Genomic DNA, 20,130 nt, shown 5'->3' with positions numbered 1-20,130 from the left:
TCCCGATTTGCAGATGAGCTGTCCTCTCCCAAAAGACGTTTTTTACTGTGCGCTTATATTAGTTATCGCGCAAGTTTCGCATCGGGCAGCGTTGCGACTCGCAAGCGGGGCACACGGTGCCGCCAGCCGGCGATCTCAGCCGTTTTGCGCGCGCGACCTTGCACCCTCGGCCGCCCGGATGCCGATCATGCTGACGAATGTGAGCGAAGCAGCGTAGCGCTATCCCACTCCTCAGGCCGGTTCGCGCTTCAGCGCCTGCGCCATGCAGTGGATGCCGCCGCCGGTCTTGGAAATCTCGCTCATGTCGACGGCCGCGACCTCGAAACCGCGCGCCTTGAGCTGGCCGATCAGCGTCTGGCTGGAGGTCGGTGCGATCACCCGGTCCTTGCCGAGCGACATGAAGTTGCAGCCGAGCGCCATCGTATCCTGGAACGGCACGTCGATGATCTCGTGGCCCTTGCCCTTCAACCAGTCGACAATGCCGGGTTCGGTGCAGGCGAGGCAGACAGCGGTCAGTTTTTCGGCGATCGGCACCACCATCAGGTCGATATGAACATAATACTCGTCGATGAAGGCGATGCGGGTTTCCCAACCTTCCCTATCGAACCAGGCCTGCACCTGGCGAGCACCTTCCTCCTGCGTGCGGGCGGCGCCGCAGCCGATCAGCACGACGCCATCCTCGATGACGTTGAAGTCGCCACCCTCGAAGGTGCCGGCGGTGACCATGTCGTAGATCGGGATGCCGAGCTTTTCATAGGTGCGGATGGCGGCATAGTTCTCACCGCGCCGCCACCAGTTAGCCATCGCGGTGATGAAGGCGCCATAAGGCGTCATGACACTGGAATCACGGGAATAGACCTGCATTGGCAGCTCCGGCGTCGGTTCGTGCCAGTGGATGTTGACACCAAAATGCTCGTAGGCGGCGACCAGGTCCTTGTGCTGCGCCTGCGCGATCTGGACGTTGCAGGGCGCCTCGCGCAGATGCTTTCGCGACAGCGAGCTGGTCGACAGATGGCGCAGGAAATTGGGCGAACCGAGCAGGACGTCGGTCAGCACGTCGGTCTCGTTGGCGAAGCCCCAGGCGGTCAGCGGCTTGGTGCCGCCGGCGGGGTTCCGGCGCTGCAGCGAAAACGGCTCGGCGACGATGCGGTCATGAACGGTCATGGGATGCTCCTCGTGAGGTGACTTGGGGGTGTCTGATTGCTCGGTATCCACCAGTCGCGTCCACGCGCAGTGGTGACATATTCAGGCCAACGAAATCCAATCGGCGGCTCGTAGTCGCAGAGCGGCGCGATCCAGTTCGAGCCGCCTATGCCGCCGCCGGTGCGGGCGACGAATTCATTCATCGCCGCATCGCGGGCGGTTTTGTCCTCGAGCAGGCGAAGGGCGGCGAGCGCGATCGTGCGGGAGGCGCAGGCCACCATCGGGTCGATGGTGGCGGGAATACCGCCCAACGCATTCATCACCCATGACGGATAGGGATAGCCGGTCTCCGAACGCAGCGCCGGGCGGGCGACATAGAAGCGCGCCGTCGGCGCATGCCACGACATGTCGGTGTAATCGTCGGAGGTCGAGTTGACTTGCGAGGGCGGCAGGTCGCGGCGCAGGATCGCTTCCGCCGCCTGCGGCTCGATCAAGCGCTCCAACTCTTCGATGAACGGCTCGTCGCTCGCCATGCGCCCGGCATTGACCTGTATTTCGCGCGCGACTGCCTTGGCGTCCTCGTCCCAGCGCGGCGGCCCGACCGTCGACAGTGCTTCATAGGCGATTTCGGCCATTACATGATTGGTAAGTCCCGGCCGTGACTTCGACACCCAATGCCGCTCGGTGCGGCAACCACTCATCGCTGCCGCCGCCTCGGCATTGCGGTCGAGCACCGCGGTGACCTGCTCGGCCATGGCAAGCGTCGGCACGCGGATCATGTACTGGATCTCGGCCAGCCCCGCCGGCAAATTGTCGGCGGTTGCTTGTCCCGCCGTCAGGATCGCTTCGCTGATCGACCAGCCGCCCTGATGCGGCAGCATGGAATCGCGCAGAGCCTTGGAGGCCATGTACATCATCAACAATGCGTCGTTGGCGCCGGGGGCGCGCGCCGCCGAATGTGCTTGCGGAATGGGTGCAGCACCCGCAGCCAGCGCCCAGCGCTCCGGTTGGTCGCAGATGAAGCGATAGACCATCGCGTAGGCCGCGCCGCAATGTGTGTCCCAGCGCGCCGTGTTGCAGAGCGGCAGCATGTAGAACGGGTGAAAGGAGATCATGCCGGCAAGGCCGTCATAATAGCCCTTGGCGGCATGGATCGGCTTTGACCCGCGCACCTTTTCCGCCGGCTCGCCGGTGAAGCGCAGCGTGCCTGATATGCCGTGGCGCTGCATCGCCGCCTTGGTCGCCAGCAGCCCGCCGAGGCTCGAAATGCCCAGCCCGGAATGCGGGTCGGTGTGGCCGCCGGCCTGGTTGCCAAGTCCCCGGCGCGGACGCTCGACCGTAGCGGCATCCTGGCAATTGCCCGGCACCGCGTCGTATTCGGCGTACATGCCGATGGTCGGGCCGGGGCCGTTGGTCCAATGCGCGCAGAAGGCGGTCGGCATGCCGCCGGAACCTTCTTCGACGGAAAAGCCTTCGAGTTTCAGTCGCTCGACATACCAGGCGGCGGATTGATACTCCCGCCACGCGGTCTCGCCGTAATCGAAGATGGTGCGTGTCCACGCGGACAACAACGGCTGGATGCCGTCGAGACAGGCAAGGGCGGTTGCTTGCGCCGAGGTGGCCACCGGTTTCTCCATGGCATGAGAAGAAAGCAGTGAAGCGGTTCGCTAAAAAGTGATATGTTTTCCCGGTTCGTGCAAATTCGGTTCACCTGAGGCTCCTTGCGTATACCATCGACACAAGCGCTGCGCGCGCTCGACAGCTTCGCCCGGCACGGCAGCGTCTGGCGCGCCGCCGACGAGTTGCACCTGACCCGCAGCGCTGTTAGCCATCAGCTTCGCCTGCTGGAGCGCGACCTCGGCTTCGACCTGCTCGAACGCATCGGCAAGGGCGTGGCGCTGACGCCGCGCGGCCAGCGCTATGCCAGCGACGTGCGCAAGGCGCTGACCGTTCTGGGCGATGCGGTGACGCGTGATGCCGGCACCGGCGTCGGCGGCTCGTTCGCCGTCAGTTGCACGCCCGGCTTCGCCTCGCTGTTCTTGTGCACCCATATCGGCGAGTTCCGGCAGATGTATCCCGACGTGGCGCTGCGCATCCTGACGCCGCGCCGGCTCGACGATGTCAGCAACGCCGACGCCGATGCCTTCATTGCGTTCGGTGTCGGCAATTGGCCGAACCGGGCGGTCGAACCGCTCTGCGAAATCTCGTTCACGCCGCTCTGCAGCCCGACGCTGCTCAACAAGATCGGCGGCTTTTCCCGGCCGTCGGACGTGCTGCGCGCCAACCTGCTGCATCTCGATGACACCGAGGATTGGGCGCGCTGGCTGGCGTTGTCCAAGGTGGAAAACCCCGACATTGAGGGCGGCATCTTCTTTTCGGACATGAACCTCGTCTTCTCGGCGGCGATTGCCGGCCAGGGCATCGCCATGGGCGACGAACTGACCAGCCGGCGGGCGCTGAGCGAGGGCCGGTTGGTCAGGCCGTTCGATATAGCGATCAAGTCGCCGCGCTCCTATTTCCTGGTCTCCGAACATGCCAAGGCTTCGCATCCGGTTCTGGAAGCGTTCACGGGATGGCTGCGGTCGAAACTCCAGGAGAACCGCATTCTGCCGTATTGAGGGCAGTTGGCGACATCTCGCCATAGATGAATGGAATTTGCCGATCACGCGAAAACTATTCGGTTGCGGTGAGCCGGCACCCTGCCTACGATTTCGACAAGCGTTAGGGAAAGGGCAGTATGCAGCAACCCGGCCGTGCCGCAGAGATCAAGGCAATCGGGATCGGCAAGAGCTTCGGCTCGTTCCGTGCGCTGGACAATCTGTCGCTCGATATCGGCCGTGGCGAGTTCCTGACCCTTCTCGGGCCGTCCGGTTCGGGCAAGACCACCTTCCTGATGATCCTTGCCGGCTTCGTGCAGCCAACCGAGGGCAGGCTGCTCAGCGACGGCGTCGACATCACCGACCGGCCGGCCGAGCAGCGCGCCGCCGGCATGGTGTTCCAAGGCTACGCGCTGTTCCCGCATATGAGCGTCGAAGCCAACATCGCCTTCCCACTCAAGGTGCGCAAGAAATCGGCCGTCGACATCAAGCGCCGTGTCGGCGAGATGATCGAGCGCGTCGGCCTCAAGGGCCACGAGAAAAAACTGCCGGCGCAACTGTCGGGCGGCCAGCAGCAGCGCGTGGCGCTGGCCCGTGCGCTGGTGTTCGAACCGGGCGTACTGTTGCTCGATGAGCCGTTTTCCGCGCTCGACAAGGGTCTGCGCGGCCAGATGCAGGCCGAAATGAAGCGGCTGCACCAGGAGACCGGCACCACCTTCGTCTTCGTCACCCACGACCAGAGCGAGGCGCTGGCGCTGTCGTCGCGCGTCGCCATCTTCAACCATGGCAAGCTGCTGCAGGTCGGAGCGCCCGACGAGGTCTACGACCGGCCGGACAACCGCTTCGTCGCCGAATTCCTCGGCGAGATCAACATGCTGCCCCTAAAGGGGGTCAAGCCCGCCGGCAATGGCTCGACTGGCCTGTGCGAAGACCGCGCGGTCAGCATGGGCTGCAAGGCCGAACTCGTGCGCGGCGATGCCATCCTGGCGATCCGGCCCGAATACATGTCGATATCGGGCGAGGCGGCAGATGGTGAGAATGGCATCGCCGCAACCGCCACCAACTCCACCTATCTCGGCGCGGCAACGCGGCTCGACCTGACAACGCGGCAAGGCGCCAAGGTCACGGTCTCGGTGCCGAACGAGGTGGCTGCCGCGGCCTTGAGCAAGGGCAACTCCGTCTGGCTCACCTGGCCGGCGGAAAAGGGTTTCCTCCTTCCGCATGGAGGGCAATGACGAACGGTGTGGCGAGATATCGCAGCACCGTTTTCCGGCACTATCAACAACAAAAAAGGGGAACTGACATGACACATGACACCAAGAAACAAGCCATCGAGAGCCTGTCCGCCAGGGCAGGTCGCGGCGAGATCTCGCGCCGGCAGTTCACACAGTTGGCGGCACTCGTGCTGGCCGGCACGCCGATGCTGCTGCGCTCGACAGGTGCCTTTGCGCAGGCCAAGGAACTTGTGCTGGTCAACTGGGGTGGCGATGCCATCACCGCCTACGATGCCGCCTATGGCCAGGCTTTCACCAAGGACACCGGCATCACCGTCAAGATGGACGGTTCGGGTCCGACCGAAGGCGCCATCGCCGCGCAGTTCAAGAGCGGCGCGCCGACCTGGGATCTCGTCGACGTAGACCCGTTCTCGGCCATCACGCTCGGCGCCCAAGGGGCTCTCGAGCCGATCGATTACAACATCGTCGACAAGAAGAAGATGCGGCCCGGCTTTGGTTGGGAATACGCCGCCTCGACCTATTTCTTCTCCTATGTCATCGCCTATGATTCCGAGAAGTACGGCAAGGACGCGCCGACCGGCATGGCCGATTTCTTCGACGTGAAGAAATTCCCCGGCAAGCGCTCGCTCTACAAATGGGGCGTGTCGAGCTGGGAAGCAGCCCTGCTGGCCGACGGCATCGCGCCTGCCTCGCTCTACCCGCTCGACCTCAAGCGCGCCCATGACAAGATCGCCGCCTTCAAGGAAAACGTCGTTGCCTATTGGGGCGGCGGCGCCGAAAGCCAGAGCGTGCTGCTCAATGGCGAGGCCTCGATGGCGATCGTCTGGTCGACCCGTGCCTCGCTGATCGAGCAGGATTCGGGCGGCAAGATCAAGTTCATCTGGGACCAGGGCCTGATCTCGCCCGGCGCGCTGGCCGTGCTCAAGGGCAACCCCGGCGGCAAGGACGCTGCGATGAAGTTCATCGCCAGTGCTCAGGACCCTGAAAAGCAGCTGGTCATGTTCGACAAGCTCGGCCAAGGTCCTGCAAACCCGGCGGCAGACGCGCTGATCCCGGCCGACAAGAAGCGCATCAACCCGGTCGATCCCGAGAACATGAAGAAGCAGATCGCGCTCGACATGGACTGGTACGCCAAGAATTACGGGCCGGCGCTCGACGAATACACCAAGATCATCTCGGCCTGATCAGGGCCGGGGTAATCGGGTCGAAATGAGATCCTATCTCTCCGACAGGATGGGCGCGGCGCTGTTGATGGCGCCGCTGCTCCTGTTTCTTGTCCTGACCTATGCCTGGCCGTTCCTCGGCGTCGTCAAATGGAGCTTTACACTGCCGACGCCCGGCCTCGGCCAGTATGAGGCGCTGCTCACCGACGATCTCGTGCAGTCGGTGTTCATCCGCACGCTGCGCATCGCGGCGGTCGTCACTGTCGTTTCGGTGGCAGCTGCCTACGCCATCACCGTCGTCTGGGTGCGTGGAACCCCGGCACAGCGCCTGATCGCCGAGTTCTGCATTCTCGTCCCCTTCTGGATTTCCGTGCTGACCCGTGCTTTCGGCTGGGTGGCGCTGCTCTCCAATCGCGGACTCATCAACACCTGGCTGCAGGCGATCGGCTTCATTTCCGAACCGTTGGCACTGGTGCGCAACGAATTCGGCGTCATCGTCGGCATGACGCACTTCCTCATTCCGTTCGCCGTCTTCCCGCTGGCGTCGGCCATGCGCAGCGTCGACGACCGCGTGCTTTTAGCTGCGCGTGGCCTCGGTTCCAGCCGCATGCGCACCTTCTGGACGGTGTTCGTGCCGATGACGCGCTCCGGCATCATCGGCGCGGCGATGATCGTGTTCGTCTTCTCGCTCGGCTTCTTCGTCACGCCGGCGATCCTTGGTGGCGGCCGCAGCGTCATGATCGCCGAACTGATCTATCTCAGGATCTTCCAGAGCCCGGACTGGGGTCTGGGTGCAGCGATCAGCGTCGTGCTGGTGCTGTTCGTCGGCGCGCTGATGGCGCTTTTGTTCCGCTATGTCAGACCGAAGCAGTTGATCTGATGCCGACCTACCGCCCCGGTCCTGTCTCGCTGATCATCGCCGCCTTCGTGGCGCTGTTCCTGCTGATGCCGCTGCTCGCCGTCATCCCGGTGTCGCTGACGCCGAGCCGCATGCTGGCTATGCCGTCGGGCGAACTGTCGCTGCGCCACTACCGGGCGCTGGTCGAGGACCCGCGCTGGCTCCAATCGATCCTGCTCTCAATCCGTATCGGTGTCGTCAGCAGCGCCTTTTCAACCGTGCTCGCGCTGTGCTTCAGCCTTGGCGTCTGGATGTTCCAGCCGCGCTTTACCGCAGCCCTGGTCGGCTTCGTCCTGCTGCCGATGGTGGTGCCGCCGGTGGTCTCGGCGATCACGCTCTACTTCCTGCTGACCTCGATCTCGGGCTTCAGCGCGTTCTTCGGCTACGACACCTGGCTTGGCGTCGCCATGGCGCATTCGGTGATGACCGTGCCCTTCGCCACGGTGCTGATGCTGGTCTCGCTCAGCCAGCTCGACCGCCGCATCGACCTTGCCGCGCGGGGCTTAGGCGCCACTGTGTGGGAGCGCGCCACCCGCATCATCATGCCCAACATCAAGTTCGGCATCATTACCGCGGCGCTTCTCTCCTTCGTGCTGTCCTGGGAAGAAATCGGCGTCACCCTGTTCATCACCTCGGTCAACGCCATCACGCTGCCCAGGCTGATGTGGATGGGCCTGCGCGACAACATCGACCCAGCGATCGCCGCGCTCTCGGTGATCCTGATCATCATCACCGTTCTGGTGCTGGCGGTGCGCAGTTTCGTGGCCAGGCAGCGTGGGGGCTATTAGACAAACCGCACGGAGACGCTGCCGAACCTGCCCAAATCGCCAATGACTTCGTCGCCGGCCTCGACCCCAATCGGCGTCACGCAGGTACCTGTAATCACCACCTGTCCCGGTTGGAGCGCTATGCCCAGGCCCGACAGCTCGTTGACGATCCAGGTGAGCGCGATGCGAGGATCGCCCAACACGGCTGCTCCCGATCCGCTATGTTGCGGCCTTCCGGAAACGGAGGCGACCACGGGGTGCTTTGCAAGGTCCACGTCTCGCCAGTCGTCCGCCGCCTCGCCGATGACAAACAGATTGGCGCAGGCATTGTCCGCAATGAGTTGCGGCGCCCCGACGGCGCAAAAATCGTCATAGCGTGAGTCCGGAATTTCGATCGCCGGGTGCAAGGTCGCCACGGCTTCCATCACCTCGGCGATTTCATAGGGTGCCGGACGAGGCGGCAGCTCGCGGCCGAAGCGGAAAGCGAACTCGATCTCGGCCACGCGCATCTTGCTCGTCGCCAGGGAAACGGTCCCGCCGACCTCCACCGCTTTTTCGGCCAGGAGACGTCCGGCCATCGGGCCGTCGACGTTGATGTGCCTTTGTCCGGCCAGACTGGTGGCGGCAATCTTCCAGCCGAAAAGAGGGGCCACCGAGCGATCCATGACGTGCGACTGGATAGCGTAACCTTCGATCCGTGTTTGTGGGCGCAACGCCTCAGGTATGGCGTCGAGACGGGTGCCCTTGTCCCAGTGGCCTACCAACAGCCGCGACGCAGCCCTGGTCTTTTCTGCATCGAGCATCATCAGCTTCCGAAATGGCTTCGTGGATCAAAAACGGCAAGGAACATTGCGTCATGCGACCTTGTATGGAGCGAGAATATGTGACCAGGAATCGAGAGTCCATGTTCACAGCTCGGTGCCCGCGGACGATGGTGTTGGCAAAGTCGCCCTTTCGAGATCATCAGCATCCATCATTCCGATGACGAATCGCCATCGCCTCCGCGCGTCGAATGGCTATATCTGTCAGAACACGCAGAACGCGGGCTTCCGAAAAGCAATAGTCGGCAGCGCAGGAACCGGAGGAAAAGACGATGACCGCGCCAGGCGATTTACAGCAGGCACTGTTTCTCAGGCTGAAAAGCGATGCATCGCTATCGGCCTTGCTGGGCGGCGCCGGACTGCTCGAACGGCCAACCGACAATGCCGCTTTTCCGTACGTGACCTGCGGCCAGACCTCCGCTTTCGACTGGGATACGAGCACCGAGAACACCGACGATCAGTTGATTACGCTGCATGTCTGGTCGAAAGCCCATGGCGACGCGGAAACGCTTGCCATCATGGCCGCCATCCAGGCGCGCCTTGCCGACGCAGCATTGGTGATCGGCCCTCGCGGCCAGACACGACTGTCGCTGGAATTTGCCGAAGCCCGCCATGACGAGGATCTGCTCGTGCATCACGGGCTGCTGCGTTTTCGCGCGATGACGCAGGAAAATGCCTGATGCGCTTTCAATATGGTCAAAACGGGGTCTAGACTGGGCTTTCGCGGGATTTCACCTGTTCGAGGCGGTGAAATTCCAGGTTGATTGTCTCGCGTTGCAGGGTTGTGGCGAGGATGTTTTCAGCGGCGTTCACCGTTCATTTCACGTTCAGCACCGATGCGTTACAACGCCGGTCATGAAAACGCTTCGCTCCCACTTCCGAACCGCGACACTGGCGCTTTGTGCTGCCGGGCTGTTCGCGTCGCAGGCGATGGCGATGCCGGTCATCGCGCCGCCCGACCTGGCCAGTCCGATCGTACTGGCGGCGTCCGATTGCTACGCCATCGGCCAACAGGTGGCCGAACAGAATGGCGGAACGCTGGCCAAGGCCTCGCAGTCGACGCGCGGCGGCCAGCCGGTCTGTGTCATCGTCGTGCTCGTTCCGGGCAAGGACGGACAACGTCCGCGCCGTTCCGAAATCGTCGTTCCGCTGAACTGATCCAATCAACCTTAGGCTACGTTTCCCAGGCCGCCGGAATCGGCCTATATCTGCCCCAGTCTTCAATCTGACAAAGCTCTTCAACAGGTAAAGCTCTTCAACAGGTATCGAACTCCGCATGCGTGTACTCGTCGTCGAAGATGACAAGGATCTCAATCGGCAGATATCGGATGCGCTGGTCGATGCCGGCTATGTCGTCGACCGTGCCTTCGACGGCGAGGAAGGCCATTTCCTTGGCGACACCGAGCCCTACGACGCCGTCGTGCTCGATATCGGCCTGCCGCAGATGGACGGCATCAGCGTGGTCGAGCGTTGGCGACGCGGCGGCCGCAAGATGCCGGTGCTGATCCTGACGGCGCGCGACCGCTGGAGCGACAAGGTCTCCGGCATCGATGCCGGCGCCGACGACTACGTCACCAAGCCGTTCCACATCGAGGAGGTGCTGGCGAGGTTACGGGCTCTGATCCGGCGCGCTGCCGGCCATGCCTCGTCCGAACTGACCTGCGGGCCGCTGCGCCTCGACACCAAGGCCTCCAAGGCCGATGTCGACGGCGTGCCGCTGAAACTGACGTCGCACGAATTCCGCCTGCTTGCCTATCTGATGCACCATATGGGCGAAGTCGTTTCGCGGACCGAACTGGTCGAGCATCTCTACGATCAGGATTTCGACCGCGATTCCAACACCATCGAGGTGTTTGTCGGGCGGCTGCGCAAGAAGATGGGCATCGACATGATCGAAACCGTGCGCGGCATGGGCTACCGCATGCGTGAGCCGGAGGCGTAACTCGGAACCGCTCAAACCAACCGCAAGGGCGCCGCTTTCGCTTCGTTTGTGGCCGCGTTCGCTGACGTTCCGCGTCATCGCCTTTTCCACGGTCTGGGCGATCGTGACGCTCGTTGTCATCTTCACGTTGATAACCACGCTCTACCGCCAGGCCAGCGAACGCGGCTTCGACAGCCTGCTTTCGGCGCATCTGTTCAACCTGATCGGTTCGATCGGCATCTCCGACAGCGGGGCGCTGACCGGCGCGCCAGACCTCGGCGACCTTCGGTTCTCGGAGCCGAATTCGGGCTGGTACTGGTCGGTCGAGCCCGCTTCGGAGGGCGTGCATGGCGATCTCCACTCGTCGTCGATGACCACGACGATCCCGTCACCGAGCGTTGCCGAGGTGCCGTTCAACACCAGCTTCCAGCGCAGCTACGCAGCCGAAGGCATCGACGGCGAGCAACTCGAAGTTTTCGAGAGCGAATTCGTTCTCGACGCCAAGAACCGGGCCGCGCGTTTCCGGGTCATGGGCAACCAGAGCGAACTCGAACAGGAAATCGCTACCTTCCAGCGCCGCCTGCTGACCTATCTCAGCCTGTTCGGCGTCGGCATGATCGCCATCAACGCGATCGCCATCCTGCTCGGCCTGCAGCCGCTGCGCCGGGTCAGGAACGCGCTTGCCATGGTGCGCGAGGGCACCGCGCAGAGGCTCGACGGCCAGTTCCCAGCCGAGATCGAACCGCTTGCCAACGAAACCAATGCCTTGATCGAAAACAACAGGCGCATCGTCGAACGGTCGCGAACACAGGTCGGCAATCTCGCCCATTCGCTGAAGACGCCGCTGGCGGTGCTGCTCAACGAGGGCCGCGCGCTCGGCGGTGCCAAGGGGCAGCTGATCGCCGAACAGGCCGCTTCCATGCAGAAGCAGGTCGAACACTATCTCCAGCGCGCCCGCGTCGCGGCACAACGCGACAGCGTCGTCTTCCGCACGCCGGTGATGCCGCTGGTGCAGCGCATGGTGCGGGTTCTGCAGAAGCTCAATCCGCAGACAAATCTGTCGCTGTCGCTGCCGGCAACCGAGATCGTCTTCGCCGGCGAGCGCGAGGACCTTGAGGAACTGTTGGGCAATCTTCTTGAAAACGCGATGAAATGGGCAAAGAGCGCGGTGCAGGTTTCGGTCGTGCCCTTGACCGGCAAGGACGACCCGGCCGGCCTGTTCGAGATCAGCATAGAGGATGACGGTCCCGGCATTCCGGAGGACAAGGCGCGCGAGGCGCTGAAGCGAGGACGGCGTCTGGACGAGACAAAGCCCGGAACAGGTCTGGGGCTGGCCATTGTCGCAGACCTTGTCAACGAGTATGGAGGCGTTCTGGCGCTCGAACGGTCCGGTATGGGCGGATTGAAGGCGGTGGTGCGATTGCGGAGCCTTCAGTGATGTTCACTAGGGCCAATCGACATAGAGGGACGGGAGATGTTATTGGGCGGCATGTCGATTGGTCCTGCAGCGGCCAGCGGCCAAATTTCCGACAAATATCAATACTATGGCCACGCCAACTTCTCCGATGACGCGGCCCCCGGCGCATCCATGGCAGGCTCCCACTCAAGAAAATCGGTTGTTGGCATGAAGATTCGCGTCGCTCTCGTTTCCGCATTGCTGGCCGTTTCCGGCTGCACCACCTTGAGCGGCAAGGGTCCAACCGTGGCAGTGACACCGGCCTCGACACCTCCTTCCAGCGGCAAGGTGACCACGACGATCATTTCGGCGATGGGCGGCGGCCTAATCAGCGGGGCGATCGGCAACGGCCTCAGCGAGACCGAGAAGCGCAGCGCGCTCGAGGCTGAATACAAGGCGCTAGAATATACGACCAGCGGCCAGAAGGTGACGTGGAAGGGCGCCCAGGCTTCGCGCTACGGCGAGGTGGTTCCGGCCCAGCCCTACCGCGTCGGTTCGCAGGACTGCCGCCAGTACACGCAGACGGTTTTTTCCGGCGGCGCCGGGGTCACGGCGCGTGGAACCGCTTGCCGCAACGCCGATGGCAGCTGGACGCCGCTGACCTGACGACCGTCTGCCGACGATTGGCGGCTGGCGTCGTCAAAGCGTCGCAGCATGCATCTGTTGGCACGGCAGAGCTCTGCCGGTATTGGAAGAACCATGCTGTTCTGGGTCATAGCCGCCATTCTCACGCTGGGTGCAAGCCTGGCGGTGCTGCTGCCGCTGGCCGCCAGCGCCAAGGGCGCGTCGTCGAGCGGCGAACATGATCTCGAAGTCTATCGGGACCAATTGTCCGAACTTGACCGCGACACCGCGCGTGGCTTGATCCAGCCGGCCGAAGCCGCCGAGGCCCGCGCCGAGATCGCTCGCCGCATCCTTCGCCTTGACAATGCGGGTACCGCCGGCGGCGCAAACCCTGGCCGAGCGTCGATCACGGCAAGGCTGGTGGCAACCGTAGCCGTGCTGGCGGTGCCGCTGGTCAGTTGGGGGCTCTATGTCAAGCTTGGCTCCCCTGACCTGCCGTCGCAACCGCTCAGCGAGCGGTTGGCCAAGAATCCCGCCGACAGTTCGGTCGACGAGCTGGTGGCGCGGGCCGAAGCCCATCTGGCCGCCAATCCCACTGACGGCAGGGGCTGGGACGTGCTGGCACCGGTCTATCTGCGCATGCAGCGCTTTTCCGACGCGGCAGGAGCCTATCGCAACGCCATTCGGCTCGATGGCGACAGCGCCGTTCGCCAAGCCGGTCTCGGCGAGGCGATCGCCAGCGCGGCAGGCGGCATTGTCTCGGCCGATGCCCAGGATGCTTTCGAAGCAGCCCTGAAGCTCGATCCGGCCAATGCGAAGGCCAGCTTCTACCTGGCCATGGCATTGGCGCAGGAGGGTCGCGCCAAGGAAGCGACCACGGCATGGCAGGCGATGCTGGGCAGATTGCCGCCGGATTCGCCATGGCGCGGTGCCGTCGAGCAGGCGCTCGCCAAATCCGGAGGCTCCGACGTCGCTTCCGGCGGCGCCACCAATGGTCCCGATGCCGGCGATGTCGACGCCGCATCCTCGATGTCGCCGCAGGACCGGGAGACCATGATCAATACGATGGTCGCCGGCCTCGACGACAAACTGCGGCAAAATCCGCGCGACCCGGAAGGATGGATGCGGCTCGTTCGTTCCTATGTCGTGCTCGGCAAGGCCGATCAGGCGCGTGAGGCGCTCGGTCGCGCCATTGCCGTCTTTGGAGCCGACAGTGACCAGGCGAAGAAATTCACTGCCTTTGCCGCTTCGCTTGGGCTTGCGGCGACGGAGTAGAACAAGACATGACGCGCAAGCAGAAACGATTGTCGGTGATCGCGGGCGGGCTGGTCTTCCTGGGTGCCGCGACGGGGCTGACTTTTTACGCGCTTGGCCAGAAGGCCTCCTATTTCTACATGCCGGCCGATCTCACCACCGCCAGTGTCCAGCCTGGGCAGCGCATCCGGTTGGGTGGGTTGGTCGAAAAAGGCACGATCCAGCGCGGGCAGGGGGCCACGGTCGGCTTTTCGGTGACCGACACGCACAAATCGGTCAAGGTCACCTACACCGGCATCCTGCCCGACCTTTTTCGCGAAGAGCAGGGCGTCATCACCGAGGGTACTTTCGGCCCGGACGGGGTTTTTGTTGCCGATAGCGTGCTGGCCAAGCATGATGAGCGCTACATGCCCAAGGAGGTTGCGGACGGCCTCAAGGCCAAGGGCGTCTGGCAGGAGAACAAGAGTGAATAGCTCCGGCAGGAGAGCGACAATGGATCACGGGCATGGTTGAAACGGGACATTTCGCCCTCGTCCTGGCGTTTGCGCTTTCGCTGGTGCAGACGGTGGTGCCGCTGTTTGGCGCGCGCCTGAACAACCAGCGCCTCATGGCCGTCGGCGGTCCGGTCGCAGTGACCGGCTTTGCCTTGACGGCGCTGTCCTTCGTAGCGTTGGCGAGTGCCTATGCAAGCTCCGATTTCTCGGTGGCAAGCGTGTGGGAAAACTCGCATTCCTTGCAGCCGTTGATCTACAAGATCACCGGAACCTGGGGCAATCATGAAGGCTCGATGCTGCTTTGGGTGTTGATCCTGACCTTCTTCGGCGCGCTCGTCGCCGCTTTCGGCTCCAACCTGCCGGCGACGCTGCGCGCCAATGTGCTTGCGGTGCAAGGCGCCATCGGCGCCGCCTTCTTCCTGTTCATCCTGGCGACGTCCAATCCGTTCATCCGGCTCAATCCGGCGCCGATCGAAGGCCGCGATCTGAACCCGATCCTGCAGGATCTCGGCCTCGCCATCCACCCGCCTTTCCTCTATCTCGGCTATGTCGGCTTCTCGATCTGTTTTTCCTTCTCGGTTGCCGCTCTCATCGAAGGCCGCATCGACGCGTCCTGGGCGCGCTGGGTGCGGCCGTGGACGCTGGTCGCCTGGATGTTCCTGACCGGCGGCATCGCCATGGGATCGTACTGGGCCTACTACGAACTCGGTTGGGGCGGTTTCTGGTTCTGGGATCCGGTCGAGAACGCCTCCTTCATGCCGTGGCTGGCGGGGACCGCGCTGCTCCATTCGGCCATCGTCATGGAAAAGCGCTCGGCGCTGAAGATCTGGACGCTGCTGCTCGCCATCCTGACCTTTTCGCTGTCGCTGCTCGGCACCTTCCTCGTGCGTTCAGGCGTGCTGACCTCTGTGCACGCCTTTGCCACCGATCCGACGCGCGGCGTGTTTATCCTGTGCATACTGACGCTGTTTATCGGCGGCTCACTGGCGCTGTTTGCGCTGCGCGCTTCCCGGCTGACGACCGGCGGCCTGTTCCAACCGATTTCCCGAGAAGGGGCGCTGGTCCTCAACAATCTGTTCCTGACGACGGCGACGGCGACCGTCCTCGTGGGCACACTCTACCCGCTCGCCGTCGAAGCCTTTTCAGCCGACAAGATCTCGGTCGGCGCGCCGTTCTTCAATCTCACCTTCGGACCGCTGATGGTGCCGCTGCTGCTCGTGGTTCCGTTCGGGCCTTTGCTGGCCTGGAAGCGCGGCGATGTCTTCGCCGTCGCGCAGCGCCTTATGGTGGCCTTTGCAGCGGCGCTGCTGGCGACGCTGGTCACCGTTCTGTTCATCGACGGCGCCTCGGTGTTCGCAGCCCTGGGCGTTGGCCTTGCCGTCTGGCTGATCCTTGGCGCGCTCACCGACCTCGCCGTCAAATCCGGCTTTCGGACCGCCGCAACGGGGATCATGGTCAGGCGCTTGCTCGGCCTGCCGCGCTCGGTCTTCGGCACCGCCTTCGCTCACCTTGGCCTCGGCCTGACCACGCTCGGCATCGTCGGCACACTTTGCTTCGGCACCGAGAAGATCCTGTCGATGCATGCCGGTGAGACCGTCGAACTGTCCGGCCATACGCTGCGTTTCGTCGGGCTTTATCCGGCCCAGGGACCGAATTACAGCGAGGATCTCGGCCGCTTCGAACTGATCGGCGTCAGCGGCAGCCCTGTTGGCGAAATCAGCTCCGCCAAACGGTTTTATCCGGTGCGGCAGATGACGACGACGGAATCGGGCATCAGGACGATTGGTTTCTCGCAGCTCTACATCTCGCTCGGCGACGAGGGCAATGACGGTTCCGTCGTCGTCCGTCTGTGGTGGAAGCCGCTGGTGACGTTGATCTGGGGCGGCGGCCTGATGATGATGGCGGGCGCGGCGATGTCGCTGATGGACCGGCGCCTGCGCGTCGGCGCGCCGTCGCGGCGGCGCAAGCAGGCGAGCGCGGTGCCATCCGCGACCCTGCCATGAACGCGCGGCTTTCGCTGACCTCCATTGTCCTGCTGCTGGCGCTGTTCTTTGCCGGCACGGCCCTGGCGGTGAAGCCTGACGAGGTGCTGCCTGATCCGACGCTGGAGGCGCGGGCGCGGGCGCTGTCGGAAGGCTTGCGCTGCATGGTCTGCCAGAACCAGTCGATCGACGAATCCGATGCCGACCTTGCCCGCGACCTGCGCGTCCTTGTGCGTCAGCGCCTCGTCGCCGGCGACACCGACCAGCAGGTGATGGATTACGTCGTGTCGCGCTATGGCGAGTTCGTGCTGCTGAAGCCGCGTTTCGACCTGCGCAATGCGTTGCTATGGGGCACGCCCGTCCTGCTGTTGCTGGTGGGAGGCGGTTTCATCGTGCTGACCGCGCGGTCGCGCCGCGTGCTGGCGACCAATGCGTTGACCACTGAGGAACAGGCGGCGCTGGACAAGATACTAGGCAATTAGCTCGGCCATTCCTCCGAGGGCCAGTCCCGCGACGTGTGAATGACGCGCAGGATAGCGACGCTCTGACGGCTAGCGATCGGGCGCAACTCATAGGCAATGATGTAGGGCAGGCGGTCGATGAGCTTCTCATATGTGCCTGTCACTTGGCCTGGGCGGCCCGTCGCCATCTCACCAAGGCCCTGGCCCATTTCACGAATACGATCCGCCAGGCGTCGGGCGGCAGCAGGATTGTCCTGAGCGATAAAGGCAACTTGCTGCTTAAAATCGTCCAGCGCTTCTCGCGACCAGGCGACGAACCGCTTCACGCCTTGCCCAAGCGCCTAGCTTCCGCCGATTCGATGACTGCGTCGATTTCCGCCATCGCATCGTCGTGAGGCACGACACGGCCAGCCGCCGCATCTTCCATGCCGCGTTTGATGCCTTCAATGATATCGAGTTCGCGATCGACGTAGGCCGAGACCGCCTCGGCGGCGAGGAACGATTTGCTACGCCGGGTGTCGGTGGCGATCCGCTCCAGCTTCAGCTTGGTTTCGGAAGAGACCCGGATGGTCATGGTGGTGCTTGCTGTCATTTATGAAAGCCTTGTGCTGAGTTGTGTACAAGATAGCACATTGGACATCGCAGCCAAGGGGGATTGTGCGTCCCCTGACTCCCAAACATTACCAAAGTTTCATGTGTCGGAAATGGCGCTGTAATGTGTGCCGCTCTAATTCTCCTTTCCTGAGGATGCCGACCAAGCAGCGTCCGTTGAAAGAGGATAAGAAATCCATGAATATTGCCCCCAATTCATATTCCGTCACCCGCAAGCGTCTCATGGCTGCCGTCGCATCTGTCGCCGTGGCCGGTGCGATCGGCGTTGGCGCGCTGACCAGCGGAACCAGCCCTGTTCTGGCCGATGCCGTGCGCGTCGAGGCGCCGCAGGTGCCGGGCTTCGCCGATGTCGTCGAGCGCGTTTCTCCCGCCGTTGTCAGCGTCAAGGTCAAGGCCAAGATCAGCCCGGCCGCCGATGATGGCTCCGACCCGTCCGACGATCAGGATGGCATGAACAACCTGCCCAACAATCCACAGCTGCGCCGCTTCTTCAAGGAATTCCATGGCTTTGGTGACCAGGACGGCCAGGGTGGCGGCAACAGGCGCTTCAGCCACCGCGACCGCAACAACGACCAGCCGCGGCCGGTTGCCCAGGGCTCGGGCTTCTTCATCTCGGATGACGGCTATCTCGTCACCAACAATCACGTTGTTTCGGAAGGCTCGGCCTTCACCGTGGTGATGCATGACGGCAAGGAACTCGACGCCAAGCTGGTCGGCACCGACCCGCGCACCGATCTCGCCGTGCTTAAGGTCGACGGCGTCGGCAAGTTTACCTATGTCGACTTCGCCGATGACTCCAAGGTTCGCGTCGGCGACTGGGTGGTGGCCGTCGGCAATCCGTTCGGCCTTGGTGGAACCGTCACCGCCGGCATCGTGTCCGCCCGCGGCCGTGACATCGGCGCTGGCCCTTATGACGACTTCATCCAGATCGACGCATCGGTCAACCGCGGCAATTCTGGCGGTCCGACCTTCAACCTCAACGGGCAGGTCGTCGGCATCAACACCGCGATCTTCTCGCCGTCCGGCGGCAGCGTCGGCATCGCCTTCGACATTCCCGCTTCGACCGCCAAGCAGGTCGTTCAGGACCTGATGAAGAGCGGTTCCGTGCAGCGCGGCTGGCTCGGTGTGGAAATCCAGCCGGTCACCTCCGACATCGCTGAGTCGCTTGGTCTGAAGTCCAACAACGGCGCACTGGTTTCCAGTGCCCAGGACGATGGTCCCGGCAAGAAGGCGGGCATCACGGCCGGTGACGTGATCACCCAGGTCGACGGCAAGGATGTCGCTTCGCCGAAGGAACTGGCCCGGCTGATCGGCGCCTATTCGCCTGGCAAGTCGGTCGACGTCACCGTGTGGCGCGACGGCAAGAGCCAGACGGTCAAGGTCGATCTCGGCAAACTGCCCTCGAACGACAAGCAGGCCTCTGTCGACCAGCAGCAGCCCGCCGCCCCGGCCAAGCCCGACACGCTGGCCGATCTCGGCCTGACCGTTACCAAGTCTGAAAACGGCAAGGGACTGGTGGTGACCGATGTCGATCCCGACAGCGACGCCGCCGATCGCGGCATCCAGCCGGGCGACGTCATCACGTCAGTCAATTCGACCGAAGTGAACGGCACCGAAGACGTCACCAAGGCGATGACCGAAGCAGTCAAATCCGGCCGCAAGGCAGTGCTGATGCAGATCACCCGCGACGACACCAATCGGTTCGTCGCGCTGCCCGTCGCCAAAGGCTGAGGTCGGTCCCGGAGCGTTCTCTCGGCCTTTCCAGGTGGGTGAGGGCGTTCCGGCGGCAGGTTGGACTTTTCCAGTGCGGCAGTTTCAATACCCCGAGCCGCCGTGCGGGAAAGCATGGAGGAGCGCGCGTTAGTCAGTCATCGCGCCTTCCCCCGGCGGCAGCGGGCTTCCCATCGTCCGCTGCCGCACACTTTCAAAAGCGCTTCCGCGATCCGATGCAAACGACATCGGCGGCGAGCAGCTTTATCGCGCACGGCTTCGGGCAATCTTGATCGCGGTGCGCTTTGGCAAAGGCCACAATGCAGATGTCTGCCACTCAACCTTCCGGCGAAATCGCGTATAACAGCCCTATGAAGATTCTCGTCATAGAAGACGATCGCGAGGCTGCGGATTACTTGCAGAAAGCCTTTGCCGAGGCCGGTCACACCGCTCATGTCGCCGGTGACGGCGAAACCGGCTTTGCGCTCGCCGACGCCGGCGACTACGACGTGATGGTGATCGACCGGATGATGCCGCGTCGCGACGGCCTGTCGGTCATTGCCGGTCTCCGGTCCAGGGGCAACACGACGCCGGTGCTGATCCTGTCGGCGCTCGGCGAGGTCGATGATAGGGTCACGGGGCTGCGCGCCGGCGGCGACGACTACCTGACGAAACCCTATGCCTTCTCCGAGCTTCTCGCCCGCGTTGAGGTTCTGAACCGTCGCGCCAGCGCCAAGGAAGCCGAAACCGTCTACCGCGTCGGCGATCTCGAACTCGACAGGCTGTCGCATTCGGTCCGCCGTGCGTCACGCGAGATAACGCTGCAGCCGCGTGAATTCCGCTTGCTCGAATATCTGATGCGGCATGCCGGCCAGGTGGTGACACGCACCATGCTGCTGGAAAATGTCTGGGACTACCATTTCGATCCGCAGACCAATGTCATCGACGTTCATGTCTCCCGGCTGCGCGGCAAGATCGAGAAGGGCTTCGACAAGCCCATCCTGCATACGGTTCGCGGCGCCGGCTATATGCTGAAGAGCGGCTAGCTGCGG

Annotated in this window: 21 protein-coding genes; 16 read left to right on the top strand and 5 right to left on the bottom strand. The window is 63.4% G+C overall.

Going from position 1 to position 20,130, the window contains the following annotated elements; genetic code table 11:
• Positions 1–231: 231 nt before the first annotated feature.
• Together NKH97_RS00560 and NKH97_RS00555 are read right to left on the bottom strand one after the other, a co-directional pair.
• Positions 232–1,164: a dimethylarginine dimethylaminohydrolase family protein gene (locus tag NKH97_RS00560; protein WP_352795218.1), complete on the bottom strand. Its 933-nt coding sequence runs from the start codon at positions 1,162–1,164 to the stop codon at positions 232–234.
• Positions 1,161–2,780: a zinc-binding metallopeptidase family protein gene (locus NKH97_RS00555; RefSeq protein ID WP_352795217.1), complete on the bottom strand. Its 1,620-nt coding sequence runs from the start codon at positions 2,778–2,780 to the stop codon at positions 1,161–1,163. The genes NKH97_RS00560 and NKH97_RS00555 overlap by 4 nt, the downstream gene beginning before the upstream one ends.
• A gap of 84 nt (positions 2,781–2,864) precedes the next feature.
• On the opposite strand from NKH97_RS00555, the gene NKH97_RS00550 reads away from it, so the two are divergent.
• From NKH97_RS00550 to NKH97_RS00530, 5 genes are all read left to right on the top strand, one after another.
• Positions 2,865–3,761: a LysR substrate-binding domain-containing protein gene (locus tag NKH97_RS00550; protein WP_352609861.1), complete on the top strand. Its 897-nt coding sequence runs from the start codon at positions 2,865–2,867 to the stop codon at positions 3,759–3,761.
• 119 nt (positions 3,762–3,880) lie between these two features.
• A complete protein-coding gene (locus tag NKH97_RS00545; RefSeq protein WP_352795216.1) occupies positions 3,881–4,975 on the top strand; it encodes an ABC transporter ATP-binding protein in 1,095 nt (364 codons plus the stop codon).
• Positions 4,976–5,043: 68 nt separating this feature from the next.
• Positions 5,044–6,159: an ABC transporter substrate-binding protein gene (locus NKH97_RS00540; RefSeq protein WP_023812803.1), complete on the top strand. Its 1,116-nt coding sequence runs from the start codon at positions 5,044–5,046 to the stop codon at positions 6,157–6,159.
• 25 nt (positions 6,160–6,184) lie between these two features.
• Entirely contained in the window at positions 6,185–7,018 is an 834-nt protein-coding gene (locus tag NKH97_RS00535; protein ID WP_352795215.1) for an ABC transporter permease, read from the top strand.
• Positions 7,018–7,824 carry an ABC transporter permease gene (locus NKH97_RS00530; RefSeq protein ID WP_023812805.1) on the top strand — a complete coding sequence of 269 codons (807 nt, stop codon included), beginning with the start codon at positions 7,018–7,020 and terminating at the stop codon, positions 7,822–7,824. The genes NKH97_RS00535 and NKH97_RS00530 overlap by 1 nt, the downstream gene beginning before the upstream one ends.
• Here NKH97_RS00530 and NKH97_RS00525 read toward each other — a convergent pair.
• On the bottom strand, positions 7,821–8,606 hold the full coding sequence (locus NKH97_RS00525) for a 2-keto-4-pentenoate hydratase (protein ID WP_128302998.1): 786 nt from the start codon (positions 8,604–8,606) through the stop codon (positions 7,821–7,823). The two genes, NKH97_RS00530 and NKH97_RS00525, sit on opposite strands and share 4 nt — an antisense overlap.
• A 290-nt stretch (positions 8,607–8,896) precedes the next feature.
• On the opposite strand from NKH97_RS00525, the gene NKH97_RS00520 reads away from it, so the two are divergent.
• From NKH97_RS00520 to NKH97_RS00480, 9 genes are all read left to right on the top strand, one after another.
• A complete protein-coding gene (locus tag NKH97_RS00520) occupies positions 8,897–9,304 on the top strand; it encodes a DUF3168 domain-containing protein (RefSeq protein ID WP_352774673.1) in 408 nt (135 codons plus the stop codon).
• Positions 9,305–9,479: 175 nt separating this feature from the next.
• Positions 9,480–9,782, top strand: a complete 303-nt coding sequence (locus NKH97_RS00515) for a hypothetical protein (protein WP_013532640.1) — start codon at positions 9,480–9,482, stop codon at positions 9,780–9,782.
• Between the two features lie 118 nt (positions 9,783–9,900).
• Positions 9,901–10,566 carry a response regulator transcription factor gene (locus NKH97_RS00510; protein ID WP_023812809.1) on the top strand — a complete coding sequence of 222 codons (666 nt, stop codon included), beginning with the start codon at positions 9,901–9,903 and terminating at the stop codon, positions 10,564–10,566.
• Positions 10,550–11,983 carry an ATP-binding protein gene (locus tag NKH97_RS00505; RefSeq protein WP_352795214.1) on the top strand — a complete coding sequence of 478 codons (1,434 nt, stop codon included), beginning with the start codon at positions 10,550–10,552 and terminating at the stop codon, positions 11,981–11,983. The genes NKH97_RS00510 and NKH97_RS00505 overlap by 17 nt, the downstream gene beginning before the upstream one ends.
• 186 nt (positions 11,984–12,169) lie before the next feature.
• A complete protein-coding gene (locus NKH97_RS00500; protein WP_352795213.1) occupies positions 12,170–12,607 on the top strand; it encodes an RT0821/Lpp0805 family surface protein in 438 nt (145 codons plus the stop codon).
• A gap of 93 nt (positions 12,608–12,700) precedes the next feature.
• Complete coding sequence (gene ccmI, locus NKH97_RS00495; protein WP_352730674.1) at positions 12,701–13,840, top strand: c-type cytochrome biogenesis protein CcmI; 1,140 nt, start codon at positions 12,701–12,703, stop codon at positions 13,838–13,840.
• Positions 13,841–13,848: 8 nt separating this feature from the next.
• Positions 13,849–14,292, top strand: a complete 444-nt coding sequence (gene ccmE, locus NKH97_RS00490; protein WP_127292579.1) for a cytochrome c maturation protein CcmE — start codon at positions 13,849–13,851, stop codon at positions 14,290–14,292.
• A gap of 32 nt (positions 14,293–14,324) precedes the next feature.
• Entirely contained in the window at positions 14,325–16,316 is a 1,992-nt protein-coding gene (locus tag NKH97_RS00485; RefSeq protein WP_352795212.1) for a heme lyase CcmF/NrfE family subunit, read from the top strand.
• Positions 16,313–16,777, top strand: coding sequence for a cytochrome c-type biogenesis protein (locus NKH97_RS00480; RefSeq protein WP_352795211.1), 465 nt, complete (start codon positions 16,313–16,315; stop codon positions 16,775–16,777). Before NKH97_RS00485 ends, NKH97_RS00480 begins: the two co-directional genes overlap by 4 nt.
• On the opposite strand, the gene NKH97_RS00475 is transcribed toward NKH97_RS00480, so the two are convergent.
• On the bottom strand, positions 16,774–17,082 hold the full coding sequence (locus tag NKH97_RS00475; protein ID WP_352441298.1) for a type II toxin-antitoxin system RelE/ParE family toxin: 309 nt from the start codon (positions 17,080–17,082) through the stop codon (positions 16,774–16,776). The two genes, NKH97_RS00480 and NKH97_RS00475, sit on opposite strands and share 4 nt — an antisense overlap.
• Entirely contained in the window at positions 17,079–17,348 is a 270-nt protein-coding gene (locus NKH97_RS00470; protein WP_352550655.1) for a CopG family ribbon-helix-helix protein, read from the bottom strand. Before NKH97_RS00470 ends, NKH97_RS00475 begins: the two co-directional genes overlap by 4 nt.
• 197 nt (positions 17,349–17,545) lie before the next feature.
• Between NKH97_RS00470 and NKH97_RS00465 the strand changes: the two genes are divergently transcribed.
• Positions 17,546–19,099, top strand: a complete 1,554-nt coding sequence (locus tag NKH97_RS00465; protein ID WP_352795210.1) for a Do family serine endopeptidase — start codon at positions 17,546–17,548, stop codon at positions 19,097–19,099.
• A 350-nt stretch (positions 19,100–19,449) separates the two neighbouring features.
• Positions 19,450–20,124 (top strand): response regulator transcription factor, encoded by a 675-nt coding sequence (locus NKH97_RS00460; RefSeq protein ID WP_023812818.1) that lies wholly within the window; start codon positions 19,450–19,452, stop codon positions 20,122–20,124.
• Positions 20,125–20,130: the final 6 nt, after the last annotated feature.

Source organism: Mesorhizobium sp. M0870 (assembly GCF_040319775.1).
Classification (GTDB): domain Bacteria; phylum Pseudomonadota; class Alphaproteobacteria; order Rhizobiales; family Rhizobiaceae; genus Mesorhizobium.
Note: the sequence above shows the minus strand (reverse complement) of the source record. Positions and strands in the feature narration are given on the sequence as shown.

Bases quoted from the DNA above. Each gene is read 5' to 3' on its own strand.
- NKH97_RS00560 (WP_352795218.1), bottom strand. From the start codon at position 1,164: ATGACCGTTCATGACCGCATCGTCGCCGAGCCGTTTTCGCTGCAGCGC.
- NKH97_RS00555 (WP_352795217.1), bottom strand. From the start codon at position 2,780: ATGGAGAAACCGGTGGCCACCTCGGCGCAAGCAACCGCCCTTGCCTGT.
- NKH97_RS00545 (WP_352795216.1), top strand. From the start codon at position 3,881: ATGCAGCAACCCGGCCGTGCCGCAGAGATCAAGGCAATCGGGATCGGC.
- NKH97_RS00540 (WP_023812803.1), top strand. From the start codon at position 5,044: ATGACACATGACACCAAGAAACAAGCCATCGAGAGCCTGTCCGCCAGG.
- NKH97_RS00535 (WP_352795215.1), top strand. From the start codon at position 6,185: ATGAGATCCTATCTCTCCGACAGGATGGGCGCGGCGCTGTTGATGGCG.
- NKH97_RS00530 (WP_023812805.1), top strand. From the start codon at position 7,018: ATGCCGACCTACCGCCCCGGTCCTGTCTCGCTGATCATCGCCGCCTTC.
- NKH97_RS00525 (WP_128302998.1), bottom strand. From the start codon at position 8,606: ATGCTCGATGCAGAAAAGACCAGGGCTGCGTCGCGGCTGTTGGTAGGC.
- NKH97_RS00520 (WP_352774673.1), top strand. From the start codon at position 8,897: ATGACCGCGCCAGGCGATTTACAGCAGGCACTGTTTCTCAGGCTGAAA.
- NKH97_RS00515 (WP_013532640.1), top strand. From the start codon at position 9,480: ATGAAAACGCTTCGCTCCCACTTCCGAACCGCGACACTGGCGCTTTGT.
- NKH97_RS00510 (WP_023812809.1), top strand. From the start codon at position 9,901: ATGCGTGTACTCGTCGTCGAAGATGACAAGGATCTCAATCGGCAGATA.
- NKH97_RS00500 (WP_352795213.1), top strand. From the start codon at position 12,170: ATGAAGATTCGCGTCGCTCTCGTTTCCGCATTGCTGGCCGTTTCCGGC.
- ccmI (WP_352730674.1), top strand. From the start codon at position 12,701: ATGCTGTTCTGGGTCATAGCCGCCATTCTCACGCTGGGTGCAAGCCTG.
- ccmE (WP_127292579.1), top strand. From the start codon at position 13,849: ATGACGCGCAAGCAGAAACGATTGTCGGTGATCGCGGGCGGGCTGGTC.
- NKH97_RS00485 (WP_352795212.1), top strand. From the start codon at position 14,325: ATGGTTGAAACGGGACATTTCGCCCTCGTCCTGGCGTTTGCGCTTTCG.
- NKH97_RS00480 (WP_352795211.1), top strand. From the start codon at position 16,313: ATGAACGCGCGGCTTTCGCTGACCTCCATTGTCCTGCTGCTGGCGCTG.
- NKH97_RS00470 (WP_352550655.1), bottom strand. From the start codon at position 17,348: ATGACAGCAAGCACCACCATGACCATCCGGGTCTCTTCCGAAACCAAG.
- NKH97_RS00465 (WP_352795210.1), top strand. From the start codon at position 17,546: ATGAATATTGCCCCCAATTCATATTCCGTCACCCGCAAGCGTCTCATG.
- NKH97_RS00460 (WP_023812818.1), top strand. From the start codon at position 19,450: ATGAAGATTCTCGTCATAGAAGACGATCGCGAGGCTGCGGATTACTTG.